General features: G+C 58.9%; 22 protein-coding genes and 1 pseudogene. 11 read left to right on the top strand and 12 right to left on the bottom strand.

Annotated elements, in window-relative coordinates; genetic code table 11:
• Positions 1–3: 3 nt before the first annotated feature.
• Positions 4–1,257: pseudogene (locus ACA059_RS26175) on the bottom strand (IS3 family transposase).
• Between the two features lie 307 nt (positions 1,258–1,564).
• On the opposite strand from ACA059_RS26175, the gene rlmF reads away from it, so the two are divergent.
• A complete protein-coding gene (rlmF, locus tag ACA059_RS26180) occupies positions 1,565–2,587 on the top strand; it encodes a 23S rRNA (adenine(1618)-N(6))-methyltransferase RlmF (protein ID WP_056743581.1) in 1,023 nt (340 codons plus the stop codon).
• Between the two features lie 206 nt (positions 2,588–2,793).
• Here rlmF and ACA059_RS26185 read toward each other — a convergent pair whose 3' ends face one another.
• Positions 2,794–3,075: an HU family DNA-binding protein gene (locus tag ACA059_RS26185; protein WP_007905514.1), complete on the bottom strand. Its 282-nt coding sequence runs from the start codon at positions 3,073–3,075 to the stop codon at positions 2,794–2,796.
• A 395-nt stretch (positions 3,076–3,470) separates the two neighbouring features.
• Between ACA059_RS26185 and yejK the strand changes: the two genes are divergently transcribed.
• Together yejK and ACA059_RS26195 are read left to right on the top strand one after the other, a co-directional pair.
• On the top strand, positions 3,471–4,475 hold the full coding sequence (yejK, locus tag ACA059_RS26190; RefSeq protein ID WP_008147593.1) for a nucleoid-associated protein YejK: 1,005 nt from the start codon (positions 3,471–3,473) through the stop codon (positions 4,473–4,475).
• On the top strand, positions 4,475–4,825 hold the full coding sequence (locus tag ACA059_RS26195) for a glutaredoxin family protein (RefSeq protein WP_497631518.1): 351 nt from the start codon (positions 4,475–4,477) through the stop codon (positions 4,823–4,825). Before yejK ends, ACA059_RS26195 begins: the two co-directional genes overlap by 1 nt.
• A 163-nt stretch (positions 4,826–4,988) precedes the next feature.
• Here ACA059_RS26195 and ACA059_RS26200 read toward each other — a convergent pair whose 3' ends face one another.
• The 5 genes from ACA059_RS26200 to ACA059_RS26220 all read right to left on the bottom strand — a co-directional run bounded on the left by ACA059_RS26200 (position 4,989) and on the right by ACA059_RS26220 (position 8,922).
• Entirely contained in the window at positions 4,989–5,924 is a 936-nt protein-coding gene (locus ACA059_RS26200; RefSeq protein ID WP_497631519.1) for a glutathione S-transferase family protein, read from the bottom strand.
• 88 nt (positions 5,925–6,012) lie between these two features.
• Positions 6,013–6,333, bottom strand: a complete 321-nt coding sequence (locus tag ACA059_RS26205) for a GIY-YIG nuclease family protein (protein WP_497631520.1) — start codon at positions 6,331–6,333, stop codon at positions 6,013–6,015.
• A gap of 39 nt (positions 6,334–6,372) precedes the next feature.
• On the bottom strand, positions 6,373–6,843 hold the full coding sequence (locus tag ACA059_RS26210) for a nuclear transport factor 2 family protein (protein WP_123365717.1): 471 nt from the start codon (positions 6,841–6,843) through the stop codon (positions 6,373–6,375).
• A 113-nt stretch (positions 6,844–6,956) separates the two neighbouring features.
• The gene (locus ACA059_RS26215; protein WP_497631521.1) at positions 6,957–8,273 is read right to left on the bottom strand and encodes a CynX/NimT family MFS transporter; all 1,317 of its coding nucleotides are present in this window, start codon (positions 8,271–8,273) and stop codon (positions 6,957–6,959) included.
• Positions 8,263–8,922: a FadR/GntR family transcriptional regulator gene (locus tag ACA059_RS26220; RefSeq protein WP_497631522.1), complete on the bottom strand. Its 660-nt coding sequence runs from the start codon at positions 8,920–8,922 to the stop codon at positions 8,263–8,265. The genes ACA059_RS26215 and ACA059_RS26220 overlap by 11 nt, the downstream gene beginning before the upstream one ends.
• 167 nt (positions 8,923–9,089) lie before the next feature.
• Between ACA059_RS26220 and ACA059_RS26225 the strand changes: the two genes are divergently transcribed.
• Both ACA059_RS26225 and ACA059_RS26230 read left to right on the top strand, forming a co-directional pair.
• Positions 9,090–9,401, top strand: a complete 312-nt coding sequence (locus tag ACA059_RS26225) for a type II toxin-antitoxin system MqsR family toxin (RefSeq protein WP_497631523.1) — start codon at positions 9,090–9,092, stop codon at positions 9,399–9,401.
• Positions 9,398–9,880, top strand: a complete 483-nt coding sequence (locus ACA059_RS26230) for a type II toxin-antitoxin system MqsA family antitoxin (protein WP_497631524.1) — start codon at positions 9,398–9,400, stop codon at positions 9,878–9,880. Before ACA059_RS26225 ends, ACA059_RS26230 begins: the two co-directional genes overlap by 4 nt.
• Positions 9,881–9,945: 65 nt before the next feature.
• Here ACA059_RS26230 and ACA059_RS26235 read toward each other — a convergent pair whose 3' ends face one another.
• The 4 genes from ACA059_RS26235 to ACA059_RS26250 form a co-directional block, all read right to left on the bottom strand.
• The gene (locus ACA059_RS26235) at positions 9,946–10,710 is read right to left on the bottom strand and encodes an amino acid ABC transporter ATP-binding protein (RefSeq protein ID WP_008147575.1); all 765 of its coding nucleotides are present in this window, start codon (positions 10,708–10,710) and stop codon (positions 9,946–9,948) included.
• Between the two features lie 10 nt (positions 10,711–10,720).
• Positions 10,721–11,818, bottom strand: a complete 1,098-nt coding sequence (locus ACA059_RS26240) for an amino acid ABC transporter permease (RefSeq protein ID WP_497631525.1) — start codon at positions 11,816–11,818, stop codon at positions 10,721–10,723.
• A 10-nt stretch (positions 11,819–11,828) separates the two neighbouring features.
• Positions 11,829–13,010, bottom strand: a complete 1,182-nt coding sequence (locus tag ACA059_RS26245; RefSeq protein ID WP_497631526.1) for an amino acid ABC transporter permease — start codon at positions 13,008–13,010, stop codon at positions 11,829–11,831.
• Positions 13,011–13,075: 65 nt separating this feature from the next.
• Positions 13,076–14,104 carry an amino acid ABC transporter substrate-binding protein gene (locus tag ACA059_RS26250; RefSeq protein ID WP_123365710.1) on the bottom strand — a complete coding sequence of 343 codons (1,029 nt, stop codon included), beginning with the start codon at positions 14,102–14,104 and terminating at the stop codon, positions 13,076–13,078.
• A 467-nt stretch (positions 14,105–14,571) separates the two neighbouring features.
• Here ACA059_RS26250 and ACA059_RS26255 point away from each other — a divergent pair, with 467 nt between their 5' ends.
• The 5 genes from ACA059_RS26255 (at position 14,572) to ACA059_RS26275 (ending at position 19,932) form a co-directional block, all read left to right on the top strand.
• Entirely contained in the window at positions 14,572–15,228 is a 657-nt protein-coding gene (locus ACA059_RS26255; protein WP_008147566.1) for an alpha/beta hydrolase, read from the top strand.
• A gap of 98 nt (positions 15,229–15,326) precedes the next feature.
• Positions 15,327–16,814, top strand: a complete 1,488-nt coding sequence (gene rhlB, locus ACA059_RS26260; protein ID WP_497631527.1) for an ATP-dependent RNA helicase RhlB — start codon at positions 15,327–15,329, stop codon at positions 16,812–16,814.
• Positions 16,815–16,941: 127 nt separating this feature from the next.
• Positions 16,942–17,889, top strand: coding sequence for an ornithine cyclodeaminase family protein (locus tag ACA059_RS26265; RefSeq protein ID WP_497631528.1), 948 nt, complete (start codon positions 16,942–16,944; stop codon positions 17,887–17,889).
• 165 nt (positions 17,890–18,054) lie between these two features.
• A complete protein-coding gene (locus ACA059_RS26270; protein WP_497631529.1) occupies positions 18,055–19,182 on the top strand; it encodes an NAD(P)/FAD-dependent oxidoreductase in 1,128 nt (375 codons plus the stop codon).
• A gap of 93 nt (positions 19,183–19,275) precedes the next feature.
• Entirely contained in the window at positions 19,276–19,932 is a 657-nt protein-coding gene (locus ACA059_RS26275) for a helix-turn-helix transcriptional regulator (RefSeq protein WP_095130521.1), read from the top strand.
• A gap of 53 nt (positions 19,933–19,985) precedes the next feature.
• On the opposite strand, the gene hmpA is transcribed toward ACA059_RS26275, so the two are convergent.
• A complete protein-coding gene (hmpA, locus tag ACA059_RS26280) occupies positions 19,986–21,167 on the bottom strand; it encodes an NO-inducible flavohemoprotein (RefSeq protein ID WP_497631530.1) in 1,182 nt (393 codons plus the stop codon).
• Between the two features lie 156 nt (positions 21,168–21,323).
• Here hmpA and norR point away from each other — a divergent pair, with 156 nt between their 5' ends.
• Entirely contained in the window at positions 21,324–22,874 is a 1,551-nt protein-coding gene (gene norR, locus ACA059_RS26285) for a nitric oxide reductase transcriptional regulator NorR (RefSeq protein ID WP_497631531.1), read from the top strand.
• Positions 22,875–23,117: the final 243 nt, after the last annotated feature.

Consider the following 23,117-nt stretch of genomic DNA (forward strand, 5'->3'; position numbering starts at 1 on the left):
TGTCTAGTCCTGAAATAGGTTTACACCTGTTTCACCCCAACGCCCGATGCATCGCATCGGGCGTTTTGTATTTCAACGACAGGTGCGGACGCTCGCGGTTGTAGATCGATACCGACTCGCTCACCATTTTCTTCGCCTGCGTTAAATCCTGTGGTCGCTGGAGCAAAAGCTCCGTCTTCAATATCCCGTTTACCCGCTCTGCCAGCGCGTTTTGATAACAATCGTAGCCGTCCGTCATCGAACACCTGATGCCGTATTTTGCGTGCAGTTCCTGGTACATTCCCGAGCAATACTGGCTGCCTCTGTCCGAGTGATGAACCAGTGGCTGCTCCGTTCGACGGTGCTTCACCGCCCGGCGCAGCGCCTGTGCGACCGACTCGGTGTGCAGGCTTTCATGGACGTGATAGCCCACGATCTTTCGCGAAAAAGCATCCGTCACAAGGCTCAGATAGGCCACGCCTTCCTGAGTGGGCAGATAGGTGATGTCAGCCACCCAGACCTGTTCCGGGCCGCTGGGAACAACCTGTTCAGGCCCCGGTTTGAGCAGGTTCGGATGGCGTCGAAAGCGATGATGACTGTCGGTTGTCTTGTGATACGCCCGCTTACGGGCTACCAATAAACGCCGTTCGCGCAGAATCGAAAACAGGCGATCTCGCCCTACTTGCAGCTCAAGCAGTGGCTGACATTGCAGCAGGTAATGCAGCTTTCTAGTGCCCAGCCGCGGCTGCCGCAGGCGCTTTTGCTGAACGAAATCGGCAACTTTCTGATCCAGAATCAGACGAGCAGCATCGGCGCGATTGCGTTTGTAGTAAGCCTGTCGGCTTATCCCCATAAACTGGCAAGCCCTGCTGATGCTCAGGTTTTGGATTCGTTTTTGCGTGAGGACTTGCCGGGACGCTTTTTTACGACAGAGAGACCGTAGTCATTTTTCAAGACGTCCACGACCGCCTCGAAAAACTGCGCTTTCTGATTGGACAGCGCCAACTGCTCTTCAAGCTCTTTGATGCGCTGCTCTGGCGTTAATGGTCGGTTTTTGTCGGGCATAGACCCCATCCTCGGCGAGCCAATGTAGGTGCCGGGGCTCCAATCTTGACGACCGTGCTTGCGTAACCACGTCAGAACGGTCGTTTTGCCTTGAATCCCGTAGCGCTCCTGAGCCTCTTTATAACTCAGCTCGCCTTTTTCGACCTGGTCGACGACCGACAATTTAAAGGTCAGCGTGTAGTCTCGCTGACTACGCCTTTTTGCTGATTCCATTACACCCTCCTGAAAAACAGATCAGAAGGTGTAAACCTTATTCAGGACGGGACATCGCAATGAAAAAAGGGAGGCCCGCAACGGCCTCCCTTTATATGCTCGCCACATGCCCCCAAACACCGCAAGTTCCCTGTAGGAGCTGCCGAAGGCTGCGATCTTTTGATCTTGGTTTAAAAAAACAAAGTCAAAAGATCGCAGCCATCGGCAGCTCCTACAGGGATATGGATGATCTTTGCAATTGGGTGCTCAGGGAGCGGATGTGGGACAATACCCGCCACTTTTAGCCATACCCGAATCGACCACGCCCATGAACGCCCCCCGCACTCCAAGACCTGCGCGCAAAAAGCCTGATTCCGCGACCCCGGCCAAAGCCGTGGAACCCCGCGAGAAGGCCAGCCTGCATCCGCGCAACCGCCATCAGGGTCGTTACGACTTCCCGGCGCTGATCAAAACCACGCCGGAACTGGCGAAGTTCGTGATCATCAACCCGTACGGCAAGGAAAGCATCGACTTCGCCAGCCCGGACGCAGTGCGGGTGTTCAACCGTGCGTTGCTCAAGTCGTTCTACGGCGTCGCCCATTGGGACATCCCGGCCGACTACCTCTGCCCACCGGTTCCGGGCCGTGCCGATTACGTGCACTTCCTGGCCGACCTGCTGGCCAGCGTCAACGACGGTGAGATCCCGCGCGGCGCGCCGGTCAAGGTGCTCGATATCGGCATGGGCGCCAACTGCGTCTATCCGTTGATCGGCTATAGCGACTACCGCTGGCACTTCCTCGGCTCGGAAATCGACCCGACCGCCGTGGCCGCCGCCAAGGCCATCGTGCAGTCCAACGGGTTGAACAAAGCCATCCAGTTGCGCCAGCAAAGCAACCCCAAGCACATTCTGCTGGGCCTGCTCGAACCCGGCGAACGATTTGACCTGACCATGTGCAACCCGCCGTTCCACGCCTCGATGGACGAAGCGACCAAGGGCAGCGAGCGTAAATGGCGCGCGCTGGGCCGTGCCGATCCAAAACGCAAACTGCCTGTGCTGAACTTTGGCGGTCAGTCGGCAGAATTGTGGTGTGAAGGTGGCGAAGCACGGTTTGTGACGCAACTGATCGCCGAGAGCGCGCATTTCCAACACAAAGTGCTTTGGTTCAGCACCTTGGTCTCGAAAGCCTCCAACCTGCCGGCGATCCAGACGGCCCTGAAAAAGGCCGGCGTACTGGAAAGCCAGGTCGTGGAAATGTCTCAGGGGCAGAAGCAAAGCCGCTTCGTCGCCTGGACCTTCCAGACCAAATCCGAGCAGCAGGTCTGGCGTGAGCGCTGGGCTCGTAAAAGCTGAGTAACTGACCACCGCAGATCAACTGTAGGAGTGAGCCTGCTCGCGATGGCGGCGTGTCAGTTAACGATGATGTCGACTGATGCACCGCCATCGCGAGCAGGCTCACTCCTACATTGACTTAGTGGTGTTGCGGGTCAGTCGCTGAATCGCAGACACAAAAAAGCCGTGCCCGGATCACTCCGGAGCACGGCTTTTTTTACTGCGTCTTACTTGTTAACAGCGTCGGTCAGGCCTTTGGCCACAACCAGCTTGATAACTTTCTTGGCAGCGATTTCGATGGCAGCGCCAGTCGAAGGGTTGCGGCCGGTACGGGCAGGACGCTCAGTCACTTTCAGTTTGCCGATACCTGGCAGAGTGATTTCGCCGCCGTTTTCCAGCTGATCGGCAACGATTTGGCCCAGTTGGTCCAGAGCGTTACGCGCGGTGGTTTTTGGCGCGTCGATAGCTTCAGCGATGTCGGCGATCAGTTGGTCTTTAGTAAGAGCCATGTAGTGTTCCTTCCCTATCAAATTCATATGGATTGCAGAGTGCAGTGTCAGCCATCGAGCCCGATCTTCTGGATCTGGCACCCTCGGCCATAACCGCGACGAGTCGGGGTTATAGATACCGAAATCAGGGTTTGGTTCGACCTGACAAATGCTGAATGCACGCTTAACGCAGTGACTTCGCGTAAGACCGGGCAAAACTAGCACAGAGACGGGGAAATATCCGCCTCTAGCTACCCATTTGGTCAGCTTTATTGCTCTAAAACTGTAAAAAACAGCATAAGCGCCGTCGGACACCTACGAATTGCCCTTCGTGCCGCGCCAAAACCAGTGGTTGCGGTACACTGGGCGCTTTTTCGGGGAGCACGCCCTCCTCTCTTCAATCAGCCGAGAAGCCCATGCCGATCCGTCATTGCATCGTCCACCTGATCGACAAAAAACCCGACGGCACGCCCGCAGTTCTCCACGCTCGTGACTCCGAATTGGCCGAGTCGAGCGCCATCGAGTACATGCTTGCCGACCTCAATGAGAGCTACAACGCCAAACAAGGCAAGGCCTGGGGTTTCTTCCATGCCGAGTCCGGGGCGCATCCGTTCAGCGGCTGGCTGAAAGAATACCTCGATGGCGGCAAGGATTTCACAGCGTTCAGCCGGGTGGCGGTGGAACACCTGCAAAAGCTGATGGAAGAATCGAACCTCTCTGTGGGCGGCCACGTGCTGTTTGCGCATTATCAGCAAGGCATGACCGACTACCTGGCGATCGCCCTGCTACACCACAGTGAAGGCGTTGCAGTGACCGATCAGCTGGACGTGACCCCGTCCCGGCACCTGGATTTGGGCCAACTGCACCTGGCGGCACGGATCAACGTGTCCGAGTGGCAGAACAACAAGCAGTCCAAGCAGTACATTTCGTTCATCAAAGGCAAGAACGGCAAAAAGGTTTCGGAGTATTTCCGCGACTTCATCGGCTGCCAGGAAGGCGTCGACGGCCCCGGCGAAACCCGCACCCTGCTCAAGGCCTTCAGTGACTTCGTCGAAAGCGAAGACCTGCCGGAAGAATCCGCCCGCGAGAAGACCAAAACCCTGGTGGATTACGCCAGCAGCCAGGCAAAATTGGGCGAGCCCATGGGCCTGGAAGAACTCTCGGAGCTGATCGACGAAGAGCGCCCGAAAGCCTTCTACGATCACATCCGCAACAAGGACTACGGCCTGTCGCCGGAGATCCCGGCAGATAAACGTACCCTCAACCAGTTCCGCCGCTTCACCGGTCGCGCCGAAGGCCTGTCCATCAGCTTCGAGGCGCACCTGTTGGGCTCGAAGATCGAATACGACGAAGAAGCCGGCACGCTGATCATCAAAGGTCTGCCGACCCAGCTCACCGATCAGCTCAAGCGACGTAACTGATGCTCGGCGGCGTACTGAAGAAATGCCTGCTGATCCTGCTGGTGGTCGTGGTCTACCAGAACTGGGGCAAGATCGAGCGGGTGTTCCATCCGGCGCAGGTGGTGTCGGAGCAGACTCAGGCCAAGGCCAACGTCGTGCTCTATGCCACCGAATGGTGTGGCTACTGCAAACTGACGCGGCGCTTTCTCGATCAGAAGGGAATTCCCTATAAGGAATTCGATATCGAGAAGGATGCCGAGGCGCGCAAGGCCTACGAGGCGCTGGGTGGCGGCGGAATTCCGATCATCGATGTGAACGGGACGTTGATTCGCGGGTATGACCCGGATGAAATCCTCGCTGCCCTGAAGTAATCCATCTGACTCACTCAATCCCTGTGGCGAGGGGATTTATCCCCGTTCGGCTGCGAAGCAGTCGTAAATCCTGTGAACGCGTTTTGCCCATTGAAACGCTGGGGCCGCTTCGCGGCCCAACGGGAATGAATCCCCTCGCCACAGGTGTGTGTGAGTGAGTCCATCAGCGCTTTTCGATGCGGAACCCGAACCGCGGAAAGTGCACATGCACCACGCCGCCCCGCTCGTCTTCACGACGCAAAATCAATTCTTCACTGCCTGCAAACAGCAACTCACCTGCCACCGGGTCAACGCCGTAGTCGATGGCGGCAATGACCACCTGCTGGCCAGCCTCAAAACCATTCGGCTCGTCGAATTGCTCATCCGGCAATGCGGCCGGTGTGGCATTGCGCGCAGCCTCCAGCGCCTCTTCGGAGGTCATCTCGCTGTACGCTCCATGACCGAAGCCCAACACGCGCCCCAGCCATGCCGAAACCGCTGGATAAGCATCGACCAACGGTGACGTAACGGGCGTGGCTTTGAGGAACCACAACGGATGGGCCAGGGCAAAGTCGGCAATCGACGGCTCGCCGAACAGGAAGTCGCCCTGCTCGCGCTGAAGCTGTTGCTCCAGACGCGCCATGATGGTCGGCCACTGATGCCGGGCTTGTTCAGCCGACAACCGTGTGGCGCTGCCACCGCTGAACAACTCCGCGCGATCGGCAATGAACGCCTTGATCGCTTCAGGAGGCATATTACCGAAGCGTACGGCGATCGATTCCGGTTGAAACACCAGGCTGACCGCGTGCTGGAACACCACCGAATCCGCCCATGCGGCGAAGGTCGCGGCGATCATTTCCTGACCTTCCGGGAAGAACGCCGGCAAGGCTTTTTCCTGTTCCAGACGGCGGGCGATCAGCGACGTGTCGCAATAGATATCCGCGCCAATCTGCAACACCGGCGTCTTGCGGTAGCCGCCGGTCAGCGCGGTCAGATCGGGTTTAGGCATCACCGGCGAGATCTTCACCGAGCGCCAGGACAGCCCCTTGAAGCCCAACAGCAAGCGGGCCTTTTCAGAAAAAGGGGACGTCGGATAATGATGAAGAATCAACTCTGACATGCTCGGCTCCGCCGCACGAATAGGGAATCCGCAGCTTAGCGCGCATTCCATGTGCAGCCCACCTATCTGCCTGATGGGCACTTATCAGTCAGATTGATAAGCCCGCAGCGGTGCTCGCCACCAAGCATTCCTTGGCGCTTTTTTTGAGTTTTTTGATCAACCGTTCCTGCCGTAGCGCTTCGCTTTTATCGCGGCAGGCTTCGGTGTACACCAATGCCACGGCCGGGCTGGAGAGAAAAAAGCGCGCGCCCTTGCCACTCTGGTGGGTAGCGAAGCGGCGCACGGGATCGTCGCTGATCCCGCAGTAGAGCGAACCATTGGCCGCGCGAACGAGGTAGACGAACCAGGGTTTGCTGACAGGCAGCGTCGGTTCGGCGGCAATGACGGAAGATTCGCTGGCGGTGTTCACGTGACGATCAAGGCTTGTAGGAAACAAGCCGCGATCTTATCAGCGACTGGCCTGGAATGCCTTCAGCCCCTTCAAGGCTTGAGCGCGCACGGCGTTTCTCACCGCCGGCGTCCAGCCCAACAACAACCCTTTGAAACCCAGCGCCTGTCGGGACCAGGCCCACAGATCGAAGCTGTCGTGATGTTCGCAAATCTTGCCGTCGCGAAAAACAAAACGCGCCTGAATGTCGTTGACCACGGTGTTGCCGGTCTGGCTGAACAGGTACGTCGCCACCCAATGGGCGCCGCCCGTGCGCTCATCGCTGCGCACGTTATCGAACGTCAGGGAAAAATCCTTGGCCCGGGTGGTGAGCATGCGCCACATGTCGCCGGCATCGCGGCCGCGCAGTTCGCCGAACGCCGGATCACTGAACACCACGTCATCGGTATAGCAGGCACTCATGGCCTCAGCATCCAGGCGCTGGAAGGCTTGGTAGAACTGGGTGATCAATGCGTTGTGGGCATCACTCATGGACAGGCTCCCTGCGCTTGCAAAGTGGTTTCAAAAGATTGCCTGCACGATAGTCAACAAAGGCGCTAAACACTATCGGCATTCGTGAGCCGAATACCGACAGTGTGCGGATGTCAGACCTTTTCGCTTACGACCTGGACGTACAGCGAACGTCCGGCGCCGAGGCCGGCGATGATCGCCCCGAGGCCGATGATGCCGAAAATCCAGCCCAAGGCGTTCCAGCCGCCGGTCCAGTCATGCACGATGCCGACCGCGAACGGCCCCATGGACGCCAGGGTGTAACCGAAGCCTTGGGCCATGCTCGACAGGTTCGCCGCGACATGGGCGTCCCGCGAACGCAGCACGATCAGGGTCAACGCCAGACTGAACGTACCGCCCTGCCCCAGACCCAGCAGGATCGCCCAGCCCCACAAGCCTTCGATCGGTGCGTAAAGGCAACCGAACAAGCCGCCAAGGGTCAGCAGCATGACGATGACGATCGCCAGACGCTGATCCTTGCCACGCGTCGCCAGCCATGGCGCCGCCAGTGAACTCGCCAACTGAACGATGACCGAACCTGACAGCACCAGACCCGCCTGAGTCGGCGTCAGGCCGCGACCGATCAGGATCGACGGCAACCAGCCGAACACGATGTAGGCCAGAGAAGATTGCAGCCCCATGTAGAGCGTCACTTGCCAGGCCAGTGGATCACGCAACAGACCGCGAACCCGATAGGCGACGTTGTGCGCGCCGTGTTTCTGCCCGACTTGTGGCAACCAGAAAATCGCCGCGACCAATGCCGGAACCACCCAGAAACCGAGGCCCAAGGCCCAGCTCTTGTCGAAATGCTCGCTCAACGGCACGGTCGCGCCCGCAGCCATCGCCGCCCCCAGGCACAAGGCCATGGTGTAGACGCCGGTCATGGTGCCCGCGTGTTTCGCAAAGTCGCGTTTAACGATGCCGGGCAGCAATACGCCGATCACGCCGATGCTCGCGCCGGCCAGCACGCTGCCGGCAAACAGGCCGATCTCGCCGAGCGAACTGCGCAGGATGATCCCGCCGGCCAACATCAAGAGAATGCCCAGCACCACTCGCTCGGCGCCGAAACGTCGGGCCAGCACGGGCGCCAGCGGTGCAAACAAGCCGAGGCACAGCACAGGCAACGTCGTCAGCAAACCGGCCTGGGCTGCCGACAAACCGAGGGTTTTCGAAACCTCGCTGAGCATCGGCGCCATGCTCGACAGCGCGGGGCGCAGGTTAAGCGCCACCAGAATCAGGCCCAGCAACAACAGCCACGGCCGCCGCAGGATCGGGTGACTTTGCTGGACCTGTTCGTCATCCGCCTCCGCGTCGATCAGCAGCTCTTCGAGCTCAGCCGTGCGCTTGGCTTGGGGGATGCTGCTTTTATTGACCTGCTGGCTGGACATGGGTTTCTCAGTTTCAAGGTTCATTGATCAACTGCCTCGACAGGGCTTTAGCCCGTTCCGGGTCGCGTTGCTCGACGGCATCAAGCAGTTCGATATGGAGGTCGAACACCTCTTGGCGTCGAGGGGAAATGTTCAGGGTCTCGCGCAACTGCGCACCGATGACGCTGGAAAAATAGCGATACAACTCGCTGAGGGTCGGGTTGTGTGCGGCGTCCACCAGGCGGCGGTGGAACACCAGATCGCAGGCGATATACATGTCGAGATCGCCGTGGTAGTGACTGCCACTGACGCCCAACGCCTCGCGCAATGCCACCAGGTCTTCGTCGGTACGACGCAATGCGGCCAGACCGATGGCCTCGACTTCCAGAATGTGCCGAGTTTCCCTGGCCTGTTCATGGGAGCAACGGGACAACGCCTTCATCGTGTCGAGCGGATCGACCACCGCCCGCAGATAGCTGCCGTCGCCCTGACGGATTTCGATCAACCCGGAAAACGCCAATACGCGCATGGCTTCACGCACGGTGTTGCGGCTGATGCCCAACTCGGCGGACAGCTCGGGTTCGGTGGGCAGGCGCTGGCCAACCACCCAAATACCTTGATTAATGCGCTGTCGCAGCTGATCCAGAGCCTGATCAACCAAGGATCGTTTAATTAATGGAGAAATGTCTGACATAGGATTCGCCCTTTCATCCAATCATAGGATGAATTTTCTGACATGTTAGTCAGCTTCGTCCGAGAGGACAACCGCCTAGGGTTAAAGAGGCAGGAATGGAGCGGGATTTTCGATTAGTCAAAATTACCCTTTAAGGGTAATTTTAGGGATAGGGCGCATGGGTTTTTATGGAAAAGAACACACCCCATTACGACTTGGCGGTGATCAAGGCGGATGTCAGGCGGCTCGGGAAGGGAGCATTTACCAAGACCGCAACGAAAAGCGGCTGGGAACTCGGTTTAAGCATCACAGAAATGCAAGAAGTCATTTTCGAGTTGCAAAACAAGATGTTATACAAGTCGATGACCACCTATGACGATCATCGAATCTGGCAAGACGTCTACCACATCAATTCTTACGATCTGGAGATTTACATCAAGGTCACTTATTGCTCAGGCGGTGAACCTCCGGTGATCTCCTTCAAGGAGAAAAACCCATGAATACAAAACAATGCTTCAGTTGCGGAGCGCGTGAGGGAATGAGGCACTTCGAAGGTCGCGGCGAAACCATGAGCGTCAAAGGAATGGAACGTCGGGTCGATGATTTGTCCGGGTGGGAGTGCCAGGCATGTGGGGAAGTGATATTCGACCCCGGTTGTGCAGAGCGCTATGCAGACGCAGGTGATGAACTGGTCATAGCCGCAAGGCAGATGATCGGCAACGAGATGAAGCGCATTCGCCGCAAACTGCACCTGTCGCAAAAAGAAGCGGTGCTGCTGTTGTCCGGAGGCGGACACAACGCGTTTTCCCGCTACGAGCGTGGCGAAGTACTTCCACCGAAAGCGTTAATGCTACTGATGCGCCTGCTGGATCGCTATCCGCACTTGCTCGCCGATGCGAGAACCCTGGGTGAAGGGGCGGACTTGAGGGGGTTCAAGGATACAGTGCACAAGGAGCATGAAACGCTCACCGTGTCCTGACTACCAGAAGTACAAAAAACAAACCCGGCGCCAGGCCGGGTTTGTTTTTGCGAGTCAGTCTGGCATCAATGCAAAATCTGGCTCAAGAACAGCTTGGTCCGCTCATTCTGCGGATTATCGAAGAAGTCGTTCGGCGCGGCCTGTTCGACGATTTCGCCCTTGTCCATGAAGATCACGCGGTTGGCCACAGTGCGGGCGAAGCCCATTTCGTGGGTCACGCAGAGCATGGTCATGCCGTCTTCGGCCAGGCCGATCATGGTGTCGAGAACCTCTTTCACCATCTCCGGGTCGAGTGCCGAGGTCGGTTCGTCGAACAGCATGATTTTCGGTTTCATGCACAAGGCACGGGCAATCGCCACACGCTGTTGCTGACCGCCGGACAGTTGCCCCGGGAATTTATGCGCCTGCTCCGGAATGCGAACGCGTTCCAGGTAATGCATGGCGATTTCTTCGGCCTTGCGCTTGGGCATCTTGCGCACCCACATTGGCGCCAGGGTGCAGTTCTGCAGGATGGTCAAGTGCGGAAACAGATTGAAGTGCTGGAACACCATGCCGACTTCACGGCGAACCGATTCGATCTGCTTGAGGTCGTTGGTCAGCTCCACGCCATCGACTACGATGCGACCCTGCTGGTGCTCTTCCAGACGGTTGAGGCAACGAATGGTGGTGGATTTGCCGGAACCCGACGGGCCGCACAGGACGATACGCTCGCCCTGTTTAACGTTCAGGTTGATGTCTTTCAACACGTGGAACTGGCCGTACCACTTGTTCACGCCCTGCATCTGAATAATGCCTTCAGGGCTCACAGGCTTTTTGATTGCTTCGCTCATTACAGAACTCCTAACGCTTGTGGCCAGTGTCGAGCTTGCGTTCCAGATGCATGGAATAGCGCGACATACCAAAACAGAAAATCCAGAACACCAGGGCCGCGAACACATAGCCTTCGGTGGCCATGCCCAACCATTTCGGGTCGGCGGCGGCTTGTTTGACGCTGTTGAGCAAGTCGAACAGGCCGATGATGATCACCAGGCTCGTGTCCTTGAACAGCGCAATGAAGGTATTGACGATGCCGGGGATCACCAGCTTCAGGGCTTGCGGCAGAATCACCAGTCCCATGCTGCGCCAGTAACCGAGGCCCATCGCTGCAGCCGCTTCGTACTGACCTTTGGGAATCGCTTGCAGACCACCGCGCACCACTTCGGCCACGTAGGCCGACTGGAACAGGATCACGCCGATCAGCGCCCGCAGCAGTTTGTCGAAGTTCATGCCTTCAGGCAGGAACAACGGCAGCATCACCGAGGACATGAACAGCACCGTGATCAACGGCACGCCGCGCCAGAACTCGATGAAGGTCACGCAGACCACCCGAATTGCCGGCATGTTCGAACGACGGCCCAGCGCCAGGACGATACCCAGCGGCAATGCACCGGCAATACCGACCGTCGCGATCACCAGGGTCAGCATCAAGCCGCCCCATTGGCTGGTCGCCACGGTGGTCAGACCGAAGAGGCCGCCATGCAACAGGAAGTAGGCAATGATCGGGTACAGCACCAGAAAGCTCAGCCCGTATACCGCTTTACGGTGAAAGCGCGAGATAAACAACGGTGCCACGCCGATGACCGCCAGCCACACGGTCAGGTCCACGCGCCAGCGCAGGTCTGTCGGGTAGTAGCCGTACATGAACTGGCCGAAGCGCTGCTGGATGAACACCCAGCAGGCGCCCTCCTTCGTGCAGTCGGCGCGCGTCGTGCCGACCCAGTTGGCATCGAGGATCGCCCAGCTCAGGATCGGCGGAACCACCAGGTAGATCAGGTAGAACGCAAACAGGGTCAGCAGGGTGTTGAGCCAGCTGGAGAACATGTTGGCGCGCATCCACGCCACGACACCGATGCTGCGGTTCGGGGGCGGCATGTCAGGTTTGAAAGTATGAGTCGTCATGCGCTTTTCCTTACCGCTCGATCAGCGCAATGCGCTTGTTGTACCAGTTCATCAGCAGGGAAATGCTGATACTGATCGCCAGGTACACGCTCATGGTGATAGCAATCACCTCGATCGCCTGCCCGGTCTGGTTCAGCACCGTACCGGCAAACAACGAGACCATTTCCGGATAACCGATACCGGCCGCCAGCGAGGAGTTCTTCGCCAGGTTCAGGTATTGGCTGGTCAGCGGCGGAATGATCACGCGCAGGGCTTGCGGGATGATCACCTTGCGCAGGGTCGGACCGTTGCGCAACCCCAACGAATGCGCCGCTTCCGTCTGGCCGTGGCTGACCGACTTGATGCCCGAACGCACGATCTCGGCGATAAACGCCGCGGTGTACACCGTCAGGGCCAGGGTCAGCGCCAGCAGTTCCGGGATCAGCACCCAGCCACCGACGAAGTTGAAGCCTTGCAGCTTCGGCATTTCCCAGTGCACTGGCGCACCGAAGATCAATGCGCACAGCGCAGGGATCACCAGGAACAGCGCCAGGCCAACCCAGAACTTGTGGAACGGTACGCCAGTCGCTTCAAAGCGCTTGTTGGCCCAGCGGCACATCAGCACGATGGCGACAATGGCCACGACGACGCTCACCACAAACGGCCAGAAACCGTCCGCCGTCAACGCGGCCGGCATGTTCAGGCCGCGACTGCTGACAAAGAAGGTGTCACCGAAGTTATGGCTGTTGCGTGGCCCCGGCATGGTCAGGAACACCGCGAAGTACCAGAACAGGATTTGCAGCAGCGGCGGAATGTTACGGAAGACTTCCACGTAGACCGTCGCCAGCTTGGCAATGATCCAGTTCTTCGACAGCCGTGACACGCCGACGATGAACCCGAGGATCGTCGCCAGGATCACGCCGATGAAGGTCACCAGCAGGGTGTTGAGCAGGCCGATGACAAACACCCGGGCATAGCTGTCCGATTCGGTGTAGTCGATCAGGTGTTGAGCGATGCCGAAACCGGCACTGCGCTCCAGAAAGCTGAAACCGGAGGTAATGCCCCGGTGTTGAAGGTTGGTCTGCGTGTTGTCGAACAGATACCAGCCCATCGAGACCACCGCCACAATGGTGATGATCTGAAATAGCCACGCACGCACTTTTGGATCGCTGAGGCTGAGCCTCTGCTTTGGTGCGCCGATTGAATTTTGCATGAAGTGCCCCGCAAATAATGGAACAGAACATCACCCGGTGGTTGGCCCACCGGGTGATAGAACCATCAGCGCACTGGTGGTGCGTATTGAATGCCGCCGTTGTTCCACAGAGCGTTCAGCCCGCGGTCGATGGCCAGTGGAGTGCCTTTGCCGAGGTTTTTCTCGAACACTTCACCGTAGTTACCCACTTGCTTGACGATCTGCACGACCCAGTCTTTCTTCACTTTCAGGTCTTTGCCGTATTCACCGTCAGCGCCCAGCAGACGAGCAACGTCCGGGTTCTTGGTGGCTTTGGCTTCAGCTTCAACGTTTTTCTGGGTGATACCCATTTCTTCAGCGTTGAGCATGGCGAACAGGGTCCACTTGACGATGCTGAACCACTCTTCGTCGCCTTTACGCACGACCGGGCCCAGAGGCTCCTTGGAGATGGTTTCCGGCAGAACGACGTAGTCGGTCGGGGTCGCCAGCTTGCTGCGTTGTGCGTAGAGCTGGGATTTGTCGGAGGTCAGCACGTCGCAACGACCGGATTCCAGCGACTTGGCGCTTTCATCGGAGGTGTCGAAGGTGATCGGGGTGTATTTCAGACCGTTGCCGCGAAAGTAGTCGGAAACGTTCAGCTCGGTCGTGGTACCGGCTTGAATGCAGATGGTGGCGCCGTCGAGCTCTTTAGCGCTCTTCACGCCCAGCTTGTTGTTTACCAGGAAGCCGATGCCGTCGTAGTACGTCACGCCGGCAAACACCAGGCCCATGCCCGAATCGCGGGAGCTGGTCCAGGTGGTGTTACGCGACAGCACGTCGATTTCGCCGGACTGCAGCGCGGTGAAACGCTCTTTGGCGTTCAACTGGCTGAATTTGACCTTGGTCGCATCGCCGAAAACGGCAGCGGCCACAGCGCGGCAGACGTCTGCATCGATACCGATGATCTTGCCAGTCGAATCTGGTACCGAGAAACCCGGCAGACCGTCACTTACGCCGCACTGTACGAAACCTTTCTTCTGCACTGCATCCAGGGTTGCACCCGCCTGAGCGAACCCACTGACACCGAGTACTGCGGCTGCAGTCACGATAGCCAGGGTGGATTTCAACATCTTCATTCAAACCTCCAGTTTTGCTCTTGTTGTGTCGGAGCTTGAGTCCAGTCGCACCCTTATGAGGCGTTGTTGACCCGTGTTGGCTTTTTTTGGGGTCAACCGACGTAGGACCTGCGCTATGAGTCTAGTAGGAGAAAATCCACATCATGGACAACTCACTTCTCACCAATCGGCCGAACGGGCTGTAGCCCTTTCACGTTCGCGAAGCCCGTAGCGGCCACTGGCGAACATCCATCACCGGATTCTTTGCTATCCCACCGCCAGCAGTACACTGATAGTGTTACCGCAAGGCGCGAGATGGGTTGCACCGTTTCCCCATAGCAAAGCCCGTACCAGACCGCTCGCCGAAGCGTTTGCGCGACAGGTCAATAGCAAAACTTGTAGCCTTGCGACATCTTCTTAACTGATCAACCAGGCGCGCCCTCAGACCTCGCACTCAATGAGAGCGCCTGCACAACATTGGAGCAACCATGACCGAGCCCTTGATTCTTCAACCCGTCAAGCCCGCAGACGCCTGCGTTATCTGGCTGCACGGCCTGGGCGCCGACCGCTACGACTTCCTGCCGGTGGCCGAAGCTCTGCAGGAAACCCTGCTGACCACCCGCTTCGTTCTCCCTCAGGCACCGACCTGCGCCGTGACCATCAACGGTGGTTACGAGATGCCAAGCTGGTACGACATATTGGCCATGAGCCCGGCGCGCGCGATCAACCGCGAGCAGCTGGAAGAGTCGGCGCAGAGGATCGTCAATTTGATCGAAGTGGAGCGCGCCATCGGAATAGACGCCTCGCGGATATTTCTGGCAGGTTTTTCCCAGGGTGGCGCGGTGGCGTTACACACCGCGTTTCTGAAATGGCAGGGACCGCTGGGTGGCGTACTTGCCCTCTCGACCTATGCACCGACCTTCAGCGATGAACTGGAGCTTTCCGCCAGCCAGCAGCGCATTCCCGTACTGTCTTTGCATGGCCAGTACGATGACGTCGTTCAAAACTCCATGGGCCGCACCGCTTACGAGTATTTAAAACAGCATGGTGTCACCGTGACATGGCAGGAATACCCAATGGGCCACGAAGTGTTACCCGAGGAGATTCGCGACATTGGTGTCTGGCTCGCCGAGCGCTTGCGTTAACTGTTTATGTGAAAAGCAGCCCATTGATCCATCCCACTACGCCGCGCCCGATTCTTGCATTACACTGGCCGGCGTATATTCCTTAACCAATTGATGAGATGACCGTGCTCAAAGCACTCAAGAAAATGTTCGGTAAAAGCGAGACTGAGCAGCTCGCGCCAGTCTCCAACGCTCCGTCTCACCATCCCAGCCACCGCACCGACGGTAATCAGTCTGGCCGGACCGCAGCCGTAGCGGTACCGAAGCACGAGCCGATGACCACACCGGCCGTCCAACCCGTTGAGGCTCAGGCCTCTGAAGAACCGCGCAGCGAAGCTGCAAAACCTGCCCGACCGCGTCGCGAACCCAAGCCAAAAGCACCGGTTATCCCCTGGAAACTCGAAGACTTCGCCGTCGAACCTCAGGAAGGCAAAACCCGTTTCCACGATTTCAAACTCGCCCCCGAACTGATGCACGCCATCCAGGACCTGGGCTTCCCGTATTGCACGCCGATCCAGGCACAAGTTCTCGGCTTCACCCTGGCCGGCAAAGATGCCATTGGCCGCGCCCAGACTGGCACCGGCAAAACCGCAGCGTTCCTGATTTCGATCATCACCCAGTTGCTGGAAACCCCGCCGCCGAAAGAGCGTTATATGGGCGAGCCGCGGGCGCTGATCATTGCACCGACCCGTGAACTGGTGGTGCAGATTGCCAAGGACGCGGCCGACCTGACCAAGTACACCGGCCTCAACGTCATGACGTTTGTCGGTGGCATGGACTTCGACAAGCAGCTCAAGCACCTCGAAGCCCGTCATTGCGACATCCTCGTGGCCACCCCGGGCCGTCTGCTGGACTTCAACCAGCGCGGCGACGTGCACCTGGACATGGTCGAAGTCATGGTGCTGGACGAAGCCGACCGGATGCTCGACATGGGTTTCATCCCACAAGTGCGTCAGATCATTCGCCAGACCCCGCCGAAAAACGAGCGCCAGACGCTGCTGTTCTCCGCGACCTTCACCGAAGACGTGATGAACCTGGCCAAGCAATGGACCACCGACCCGTCGATCGTCGAGATCGAGTCGCAGAACGTGGCCAGCGAAAACGTCGAGCAACACATCTACGCCGTCGCCGGTGCCGACAAATACAAACTGCTCTACAACCTGGTCAACGACAACGGTTGGGAGCGGGTCATGGTGTTCGCCAACCGCAAGGATGAAGTGCGGCGCATCGAAGAACGCCTGGTGCGCGATGGCGTCAACGCCGCGCAACTGTCCGGCGACGTGCCGCAGCACAAGCGCATCAAGACTCTGGAAGGTTTCCGCGAAGGCAAGATCCGCGTCCTGGTCGCCACCGATGTGGCCGGTCGCGGCATCCACATCGACGGCATCAGCCACGTGATCAACTTCACCCTGCCGGAAGTCCCGGACGACTACGTGCACCGTATCGGTCGTACCGGTCGTGCTGGCGCCGATGGCGTGTCCATCAGTTTTGCCGGTGAAGACGACTCCTACCAGCTACCGTCCATCGAGGCGCTGCTGGGTCGCAAGATCAGCTGCGAAACGCCACCGACGCATCTGTTGCGGGCGGTTGAGCGCAAGCGCCCGTAACGCGGGTCGCATTAAAAGAGGCGCAGCCGGAAACGGACTGCGCTTTTTTTTTCGTCTGGATATTGTCCGAGACAACTAAAAGTCCATAATGGACAAATTAGTTTACTTCCAGCTCCCGGAGCCGACCATGTCCAGTACGCCTTACGTGATCACCCAACCTCAGGCCAGCGAGTTGCTGGCGCAGGTCGACGTGCCGCAGATCCTGCGCAAACTGTTCCGCGACCTGGCCGCCGGACAAGCCGTGCAACCGGCGCAGCAAATGGTTGAGTTTCCGCAAGGCGCTGGCGACTTCATCAACTACCTGGGCGTGCTGGCCGAAGACGGCGTTTACGGGGTCAAAACCTCGCCGTACATCGTGCGTGAACAAGGCCCGCTGGTGACCGCCTGGACATTGCTGATGTCGATGCAGACCGGGCAGCCGCTGTTGCTCTGTGATGCCGGTGAACTGACCACGGCACGCACCGCTGCAACAACCGCAGTAGCGGTCGACGCCCTCGCCCCGCTCAAGGCTGAACGTCTGGCGATCATCGGCAGCGGCAAGGTCGCCCAGGCGCACTTGCACTACGTCAAAGGCCTGCGCGACTGGCAAAGCATCAGCCTCTACTCGCCGAGCCTGAGCGACAAGAATCCCGAAGTATTGGCACAGCTCCAAAGTCTCGATCCTCGGCTGACCATCGTCGACAGTCGTGAAGCAGCGGTTCAAGACGCCGACGTGATCATGCTCTGCACCTCGTCCGCAGGCCCGGTGATCGACCCGTCAAGCTTGAGCAAACCGGCGCTGATCACCTCAATCAGCACCAACGCACCACGAGCCCACGAAGTGCCGCCGCAGAGCCTCAATGACATGCAAGTGTTCTGCGACTATCGTCTGACCACCCCGGGCTCGGCCGGCGAGATGCTGATTGCCGGTGAACAACATGGCTGGGACAAGCGCTTGATCATCGGCGACCTGCCCGATCTGCTCAGCGAAAAAGTCCAGCGCCCCGACTACGACCGTCATGTGTTCTTCCGCTCCATTGGCCTGGGCCTGGAAGATATCGCGCTGGCCAATGCCATCTACCGCCTACAGCGCTAACACCACACCCCTGTGTAGGAGCTGACGAGTGAAACGAGGCTGCGATCTTTTGATCTTGCCTTAAAAGCAAAGTCAAAAGATCGCAGCCTCGTTTCACTCGTCAGCTCCTACAGTCCTACAAGGGATCACTACAATTTTGGCCTTTGCGCCCATCAGGAGACGTTCATGAGCCAGGCAGATTTCATCATCATCGGCGGCGGGATTGCCGGCGCCTCCACTGGTTTCTGGTTGTCGCAGCACGCCCGAGTGATCGTGCTTGAACGCGAGTCCCACCCGGCTTACCACTCCACCGGACGTTCAGCCGCGCTGTTCACTGCCGCATACGGCACACCGCAGGTTCGGGCGCTGACGCAGGCCAGCCGTGATTTCTTCGACGCGCCGCCGGCCGGTTTCTGCGAACACCCGCTGCTGACCCCGCGTGGCGAGATGACCGTGGACTTCACCGGAGACCCGGACGAGCTGAACAATCAATACCTGAGCGCCAAAGCCACGGTGCCGGAGATGCAGCGGCTCAGCGCCGACGAGGCCTGCGTGCGCCTGCCGATTCTGCGTCGGGAAAAAGTCCACGGTGCGATTTACGACCCGACCGCCAGCGACATCGACACCGATGCCTTGCACCAGGGCTACCTGCGCGGTATCCGACGCAACAAGGGCGAAGTTCATACCGACAGCGAAGTCATGAGCCTGACCCGTGACGCCGAAGGTGTGTGGCACGTGCAAACCAGCGGTCAGACCTACAGCGCCCCGATCATCATCAACGCCGCAGGCGCCTGGGCCGACAAAATCGGCGAGCTGGCCGGTGCCAAACCACTGGGCCTGCAACCCAAGCGCCGCGCGGCGTTCATCTTCGCCGGTCCCGAGGGCGTGGACATCCACCATTGGCCAATGCTGGTCAGCCTCGATGAATCCTTCTACATGAAGCCCGACGCCGGAATGTTCCTCGGCTCGCCAGCCAACGCCGACCCGGTGGAACCGCACGACGTTCAACCCGAAGAGTTGGACATCGCGATGGGCATCTACCAGATCGAAGAAGCCACCACCCTGACCATCCGCCGTCCGACCCGCACCTGGGCCGGCTTGCGCAGTTTCGTGAGCGACGGTGATTTGCTGTCCGGTTTCGATCCGCAGGTGCCGGGGTTATTCTGGGTAGCGGCACAAGGCGGTTATGGCATCCAGACTTCGCCGGCCATGGGCCAGGCCAGCGCTGCACTGGTACGCGGCGAAGCGTTGCCCGAGCAACTGACTCGCTTCGGTCTGAACCCCGGGATGCTCTCCCCCGCTCGACTGGGCTGACGTTCAGACGTCAGGTGACGTGTCGACACGATTGCGGCAAACTTCCAGCGCCCTTTTTTGACGGGGCGCTGATGCTGTCTGGAGCTCCACTTTATGAACGCCCAAGAACAAGAACCGGCCGGTGATGACTCTGCATTGAAGAGCTCGCCGCTGGACAATTTCCGCGCGATCGCCGATGCCATCGCCACGTTGTTCTTTCCGCACGCCGAGGTGGTGCTGCACGATTTGCGCACACAGAAAGTCGACTACATCGCCAACAACCTGTCCAAACGGGAAATCGGTGACGACTCGGCGTTGGAGGACATGCTCAGCGAAGAGATCAGCGAACGAAACATCGGGCCGTACGAAAAGCTCAATTGGGATGGCCAGAAGATTCGCAGCCTGAGCAGTGTGCTGCGCGACAGCGAAGGTCATCCGCTGGCGGTGCTGTGCATTAATCTGAATATTTCGTTGTTCGAAAATGCCAAGGCCGCACTGGACCTGTTCCTGTCGCCGAGCAAGTTGATTCCGCAGCCCGATTCGCTGTTTCGCGATGACTGGCAGGAGCGCATCAACACCTTCCTCCACGCCTGGCTACGCGAGCGTCAGCTGAGCCTGAACCTGCTGACCCGTGACCATAAGCGCGAACTGGTGCTGGCACTGCACGCCGAAGGCGCCTTCAAAGGCAAAAGCGCCTCCAACTATGTGGCGAACGTGCTGAACATGGGGCGGGCGACTGTGTACAAACATTTGAAAGAACTGAAGGGCTGAAAACCTGTGGCGAGGGAGCTTGCTCCCTCGCCACAGAGTACCCGGCGTTAGCGTTACTCCAGCGCCGAAGCCGGCCCGAAGAATTCGTAACGGCTTTGCTTCTCCGGTACACCCAGCGCTTTGAGGTGACGCTTGACCGCCGCCATGAAGCCTTTAGGACCGAGGAAGTACGCGTCCAGATCACGCTGTTGCGGCAACCACTCGCCCAGTTGCTCCTGACTCAACAGGCCAACCTTGTGCGCCGCCGGGCTCACGCCATCATCTTCGTCGTAGCAATAGAAGCGTTTGAGTTGCGGGTGACGCTCGGCCAAGCCATCGATCCAGTCGCGGAAAGCATGAACGCTACCGTTACGCGCGCAATGAATAAAGTGCACCGGCCGTTCGGTCGCCAGCGCCGCTTCGAGCATCGCCAGCGTCGGAGTGATGCCGATGCCGCCGCTGATCAGCACCAACGGTTTGTCGCTTTCGGTCAGGGTGAATTCGCCCGATGGCGGGAACAACTGAATTCTCGCGCCAACATGCAGCTGATCGTGAAGATGGTTGGAGGCGCGACCACCGGTTTCACGCTTGACGCTGATCCGGTACTGGCCTTTGTTCGCCAGGGCCGACAGCGAATAATTACGACGAATCTCTTCACCATCGAGGATCAGTTTCATACCGATGTACTGGCCGGGTTCTGCCGCCAGAATCGGGCCTTTATCGGCCGGTTCGAAGTAGAACGAGATGATTTCCGCACTTTCCTCGACCTTGGCCACCACGATGAATTCCCGCGCCCCGCGCCAGCCGCCCGGTGCCTGTTCTTTCTGGTCGTAGATGCTGGTTTCGGCGCCGATCAGGATGTCGGCCAATTGACCGTAAGCAGCCCCCCAGGCGGCCATCACTTCAGGTGTGGCGATCTCGTCGCCGAGCACTTCGGAGATGGCTCGCAGCAGGCAGACGCCGACAATCGGGTAATGTTCCGGGAGGATTTGCAGGGCGACGTGCTTGTTGATGATTTTGGCCACCAGGTCGCCCAACTGGTCGAGCTGGTCGATGTGCCGCGCATACATCAAGACACCGTTGGCCAAGGCGCGCGGCTGATCACCGCTGGCCTGGTGGGCCTGGTTGAACAGCGGGCGGACTTCCGGGTACTCGGACAGCATCATGCGGTAGAAATGAGTGATCAATGCTTCGCCACCGCTTTCCAGCAAGGGTACGGTGGATTTGACGATTGCACGGTCTTGAACGCTAAGCATAAGGCGACTCCTGATCTACTTGGATTGCTAACTGACTGCCTTGTACTTATCAGTTTCCGTGCCAGAAAATAAAACCTTATAAATCAACTAGTTAAAATCTTTATAGTCATATCGACACAGGCTGACTTATAGTCATACCGACTACATGGAGTCACTATGACTGCAAAAGCCTTGCTAACCACCCTGCTGCCACTGGTCGCCGACCTGTCCCGCGAACTCCCCGAAGGCGAGCGTTATCGGCGCTTGCTCGAAGCCATGCGCGCCTTGCTCCCGTGCGATGCTGCCGCCCTGCTGCGCCTTGATGGCGAATGGCTGGTGCCACTGGCCGTCGACGGGTTGAGCACCGACACCCTCGGCCGACGCTTCAAAGTCAGCGAACACCCACGTTTCGAAGCGCTGCTCAGCAGCCCCGGCCCGACCCGTTTCGCCGCCGACAGCGACTTGCCCGACCCTTACGACGGACTGGTCGATGGCCTCGATGATCATCTGGAAGTCCATGACTGCATGGGTTGTCCGCTGTTTATCGACGAGCGTCCGTGGGGTTTGCTGACCCTCGACGCACTCGATCCGGAGCGCTTCGAACCGATCGAGCTGGACGCCCTGGAAGCCTTCGCCAGCCTCGCCGCCGCCACGGTCAACGCCGCCGAGCGCATCGAACGGCTGGCCAATCGAGTCGAAGACGAACATCAGCGTGCCGAGGTTTACCGACAAGCCAGCGGCCAGCAGAACCGCGAGATGATTGGCCAGAGCAAGACCCACAAACGGTTGGTGGAAGAAATCAATCTGGTGGGCGGCAGCGATCTTACCGTGCTGATCACCGGCGAAACCGGGGTTGGCAAGGAACTGGTCGCCCAAGCCATCCACGCCGCATCGCCCCGGGCCGACAAGCCGATCATCAGCCTCAACTGTGCCGCGCTGCCGGACACGCTGGTGGAAAGCGAACTATTCGGCCACGTCCGCGGCGCCTTCACCGGCGCGATGAACGATCGGCGCGGCAAGTTTGAACTGGCCAATGGCGGCACGCTGTTTCTCGATGAGGTCGGTGAGCTGTCCCTGACCGTCCAGGCCAAATTGCTGCGGGTACTGCAAAGCGGTCAGCTGCAGCGATTGGGGTCGGATAAAGAACATCAGGTGGACGTACGGCTGATCGCCGCGACCAATCGCGACCTGGCCGAGGAAGTGCGCAGCGGCCGCTACCGTGCCGACTTCTATCACCGCCTGAGCGTTTATCCGTTGCTGGTGCCAGCACTGCGTGATCGTGGACGGGATGTGCTGCTGCTCAGCGGCTATTTTCTGGAGCAAAACCGCTCTCGCATGGGCCTCAACAGCCTGCGTCTGAACAGCGATGCCCAGGCTGCATTGCTGGCGTATGCATGGCCGGGCAATGTGCGGGAGCTGGAGCACTTGATTGGCCGCAGTGCCTTGAAGGCGTTGGGTAACTGCAAGGAGCGGCCGAAGATTCTCAGTTTGAGCGCGGCGGATCTGGATTTGCCTAATGGCAGCGTTGAGCTTGCAACCGAGCCAGCCCCTGTGAGCCCTGCGGCTTTGGTCTCGGGAGACTTGCGGGCGGCGACCGAGGATTATCAGCGTCGACTGATCAACGCCTGTCTGGAACGGCACCATAACAATTGGGCGAGTGCGGCGCGTGAGCTAGGCTTGGATCGGGCGAATCTTGGGCGAATGGCCAAGCGCCTCGGCATGAAGTAACCCGATTATTGTGGCTAATGGGATCCTTGTGGCGAGGGGGCTTGCCCCCGTTCGGCCGCGGAGCGGTCGTGAAACCAGCCATGAAGCTCTAACTGGAAAATAGCGGGGGAGCGCTTCGCGCCCCAACGGGGGCAAGCCCCCTCGCCACAGGGTTCGCTGTTGGACCAATGGATAGGGAATATCCCTAAAGCCTGCCCCCAACAAGTCGATAACCCGGCATCGATAGCTGTTGGCGATCCTCGC

The organism is Pseudomonas sp. LBUM1647, assembly GCF_059716175.1.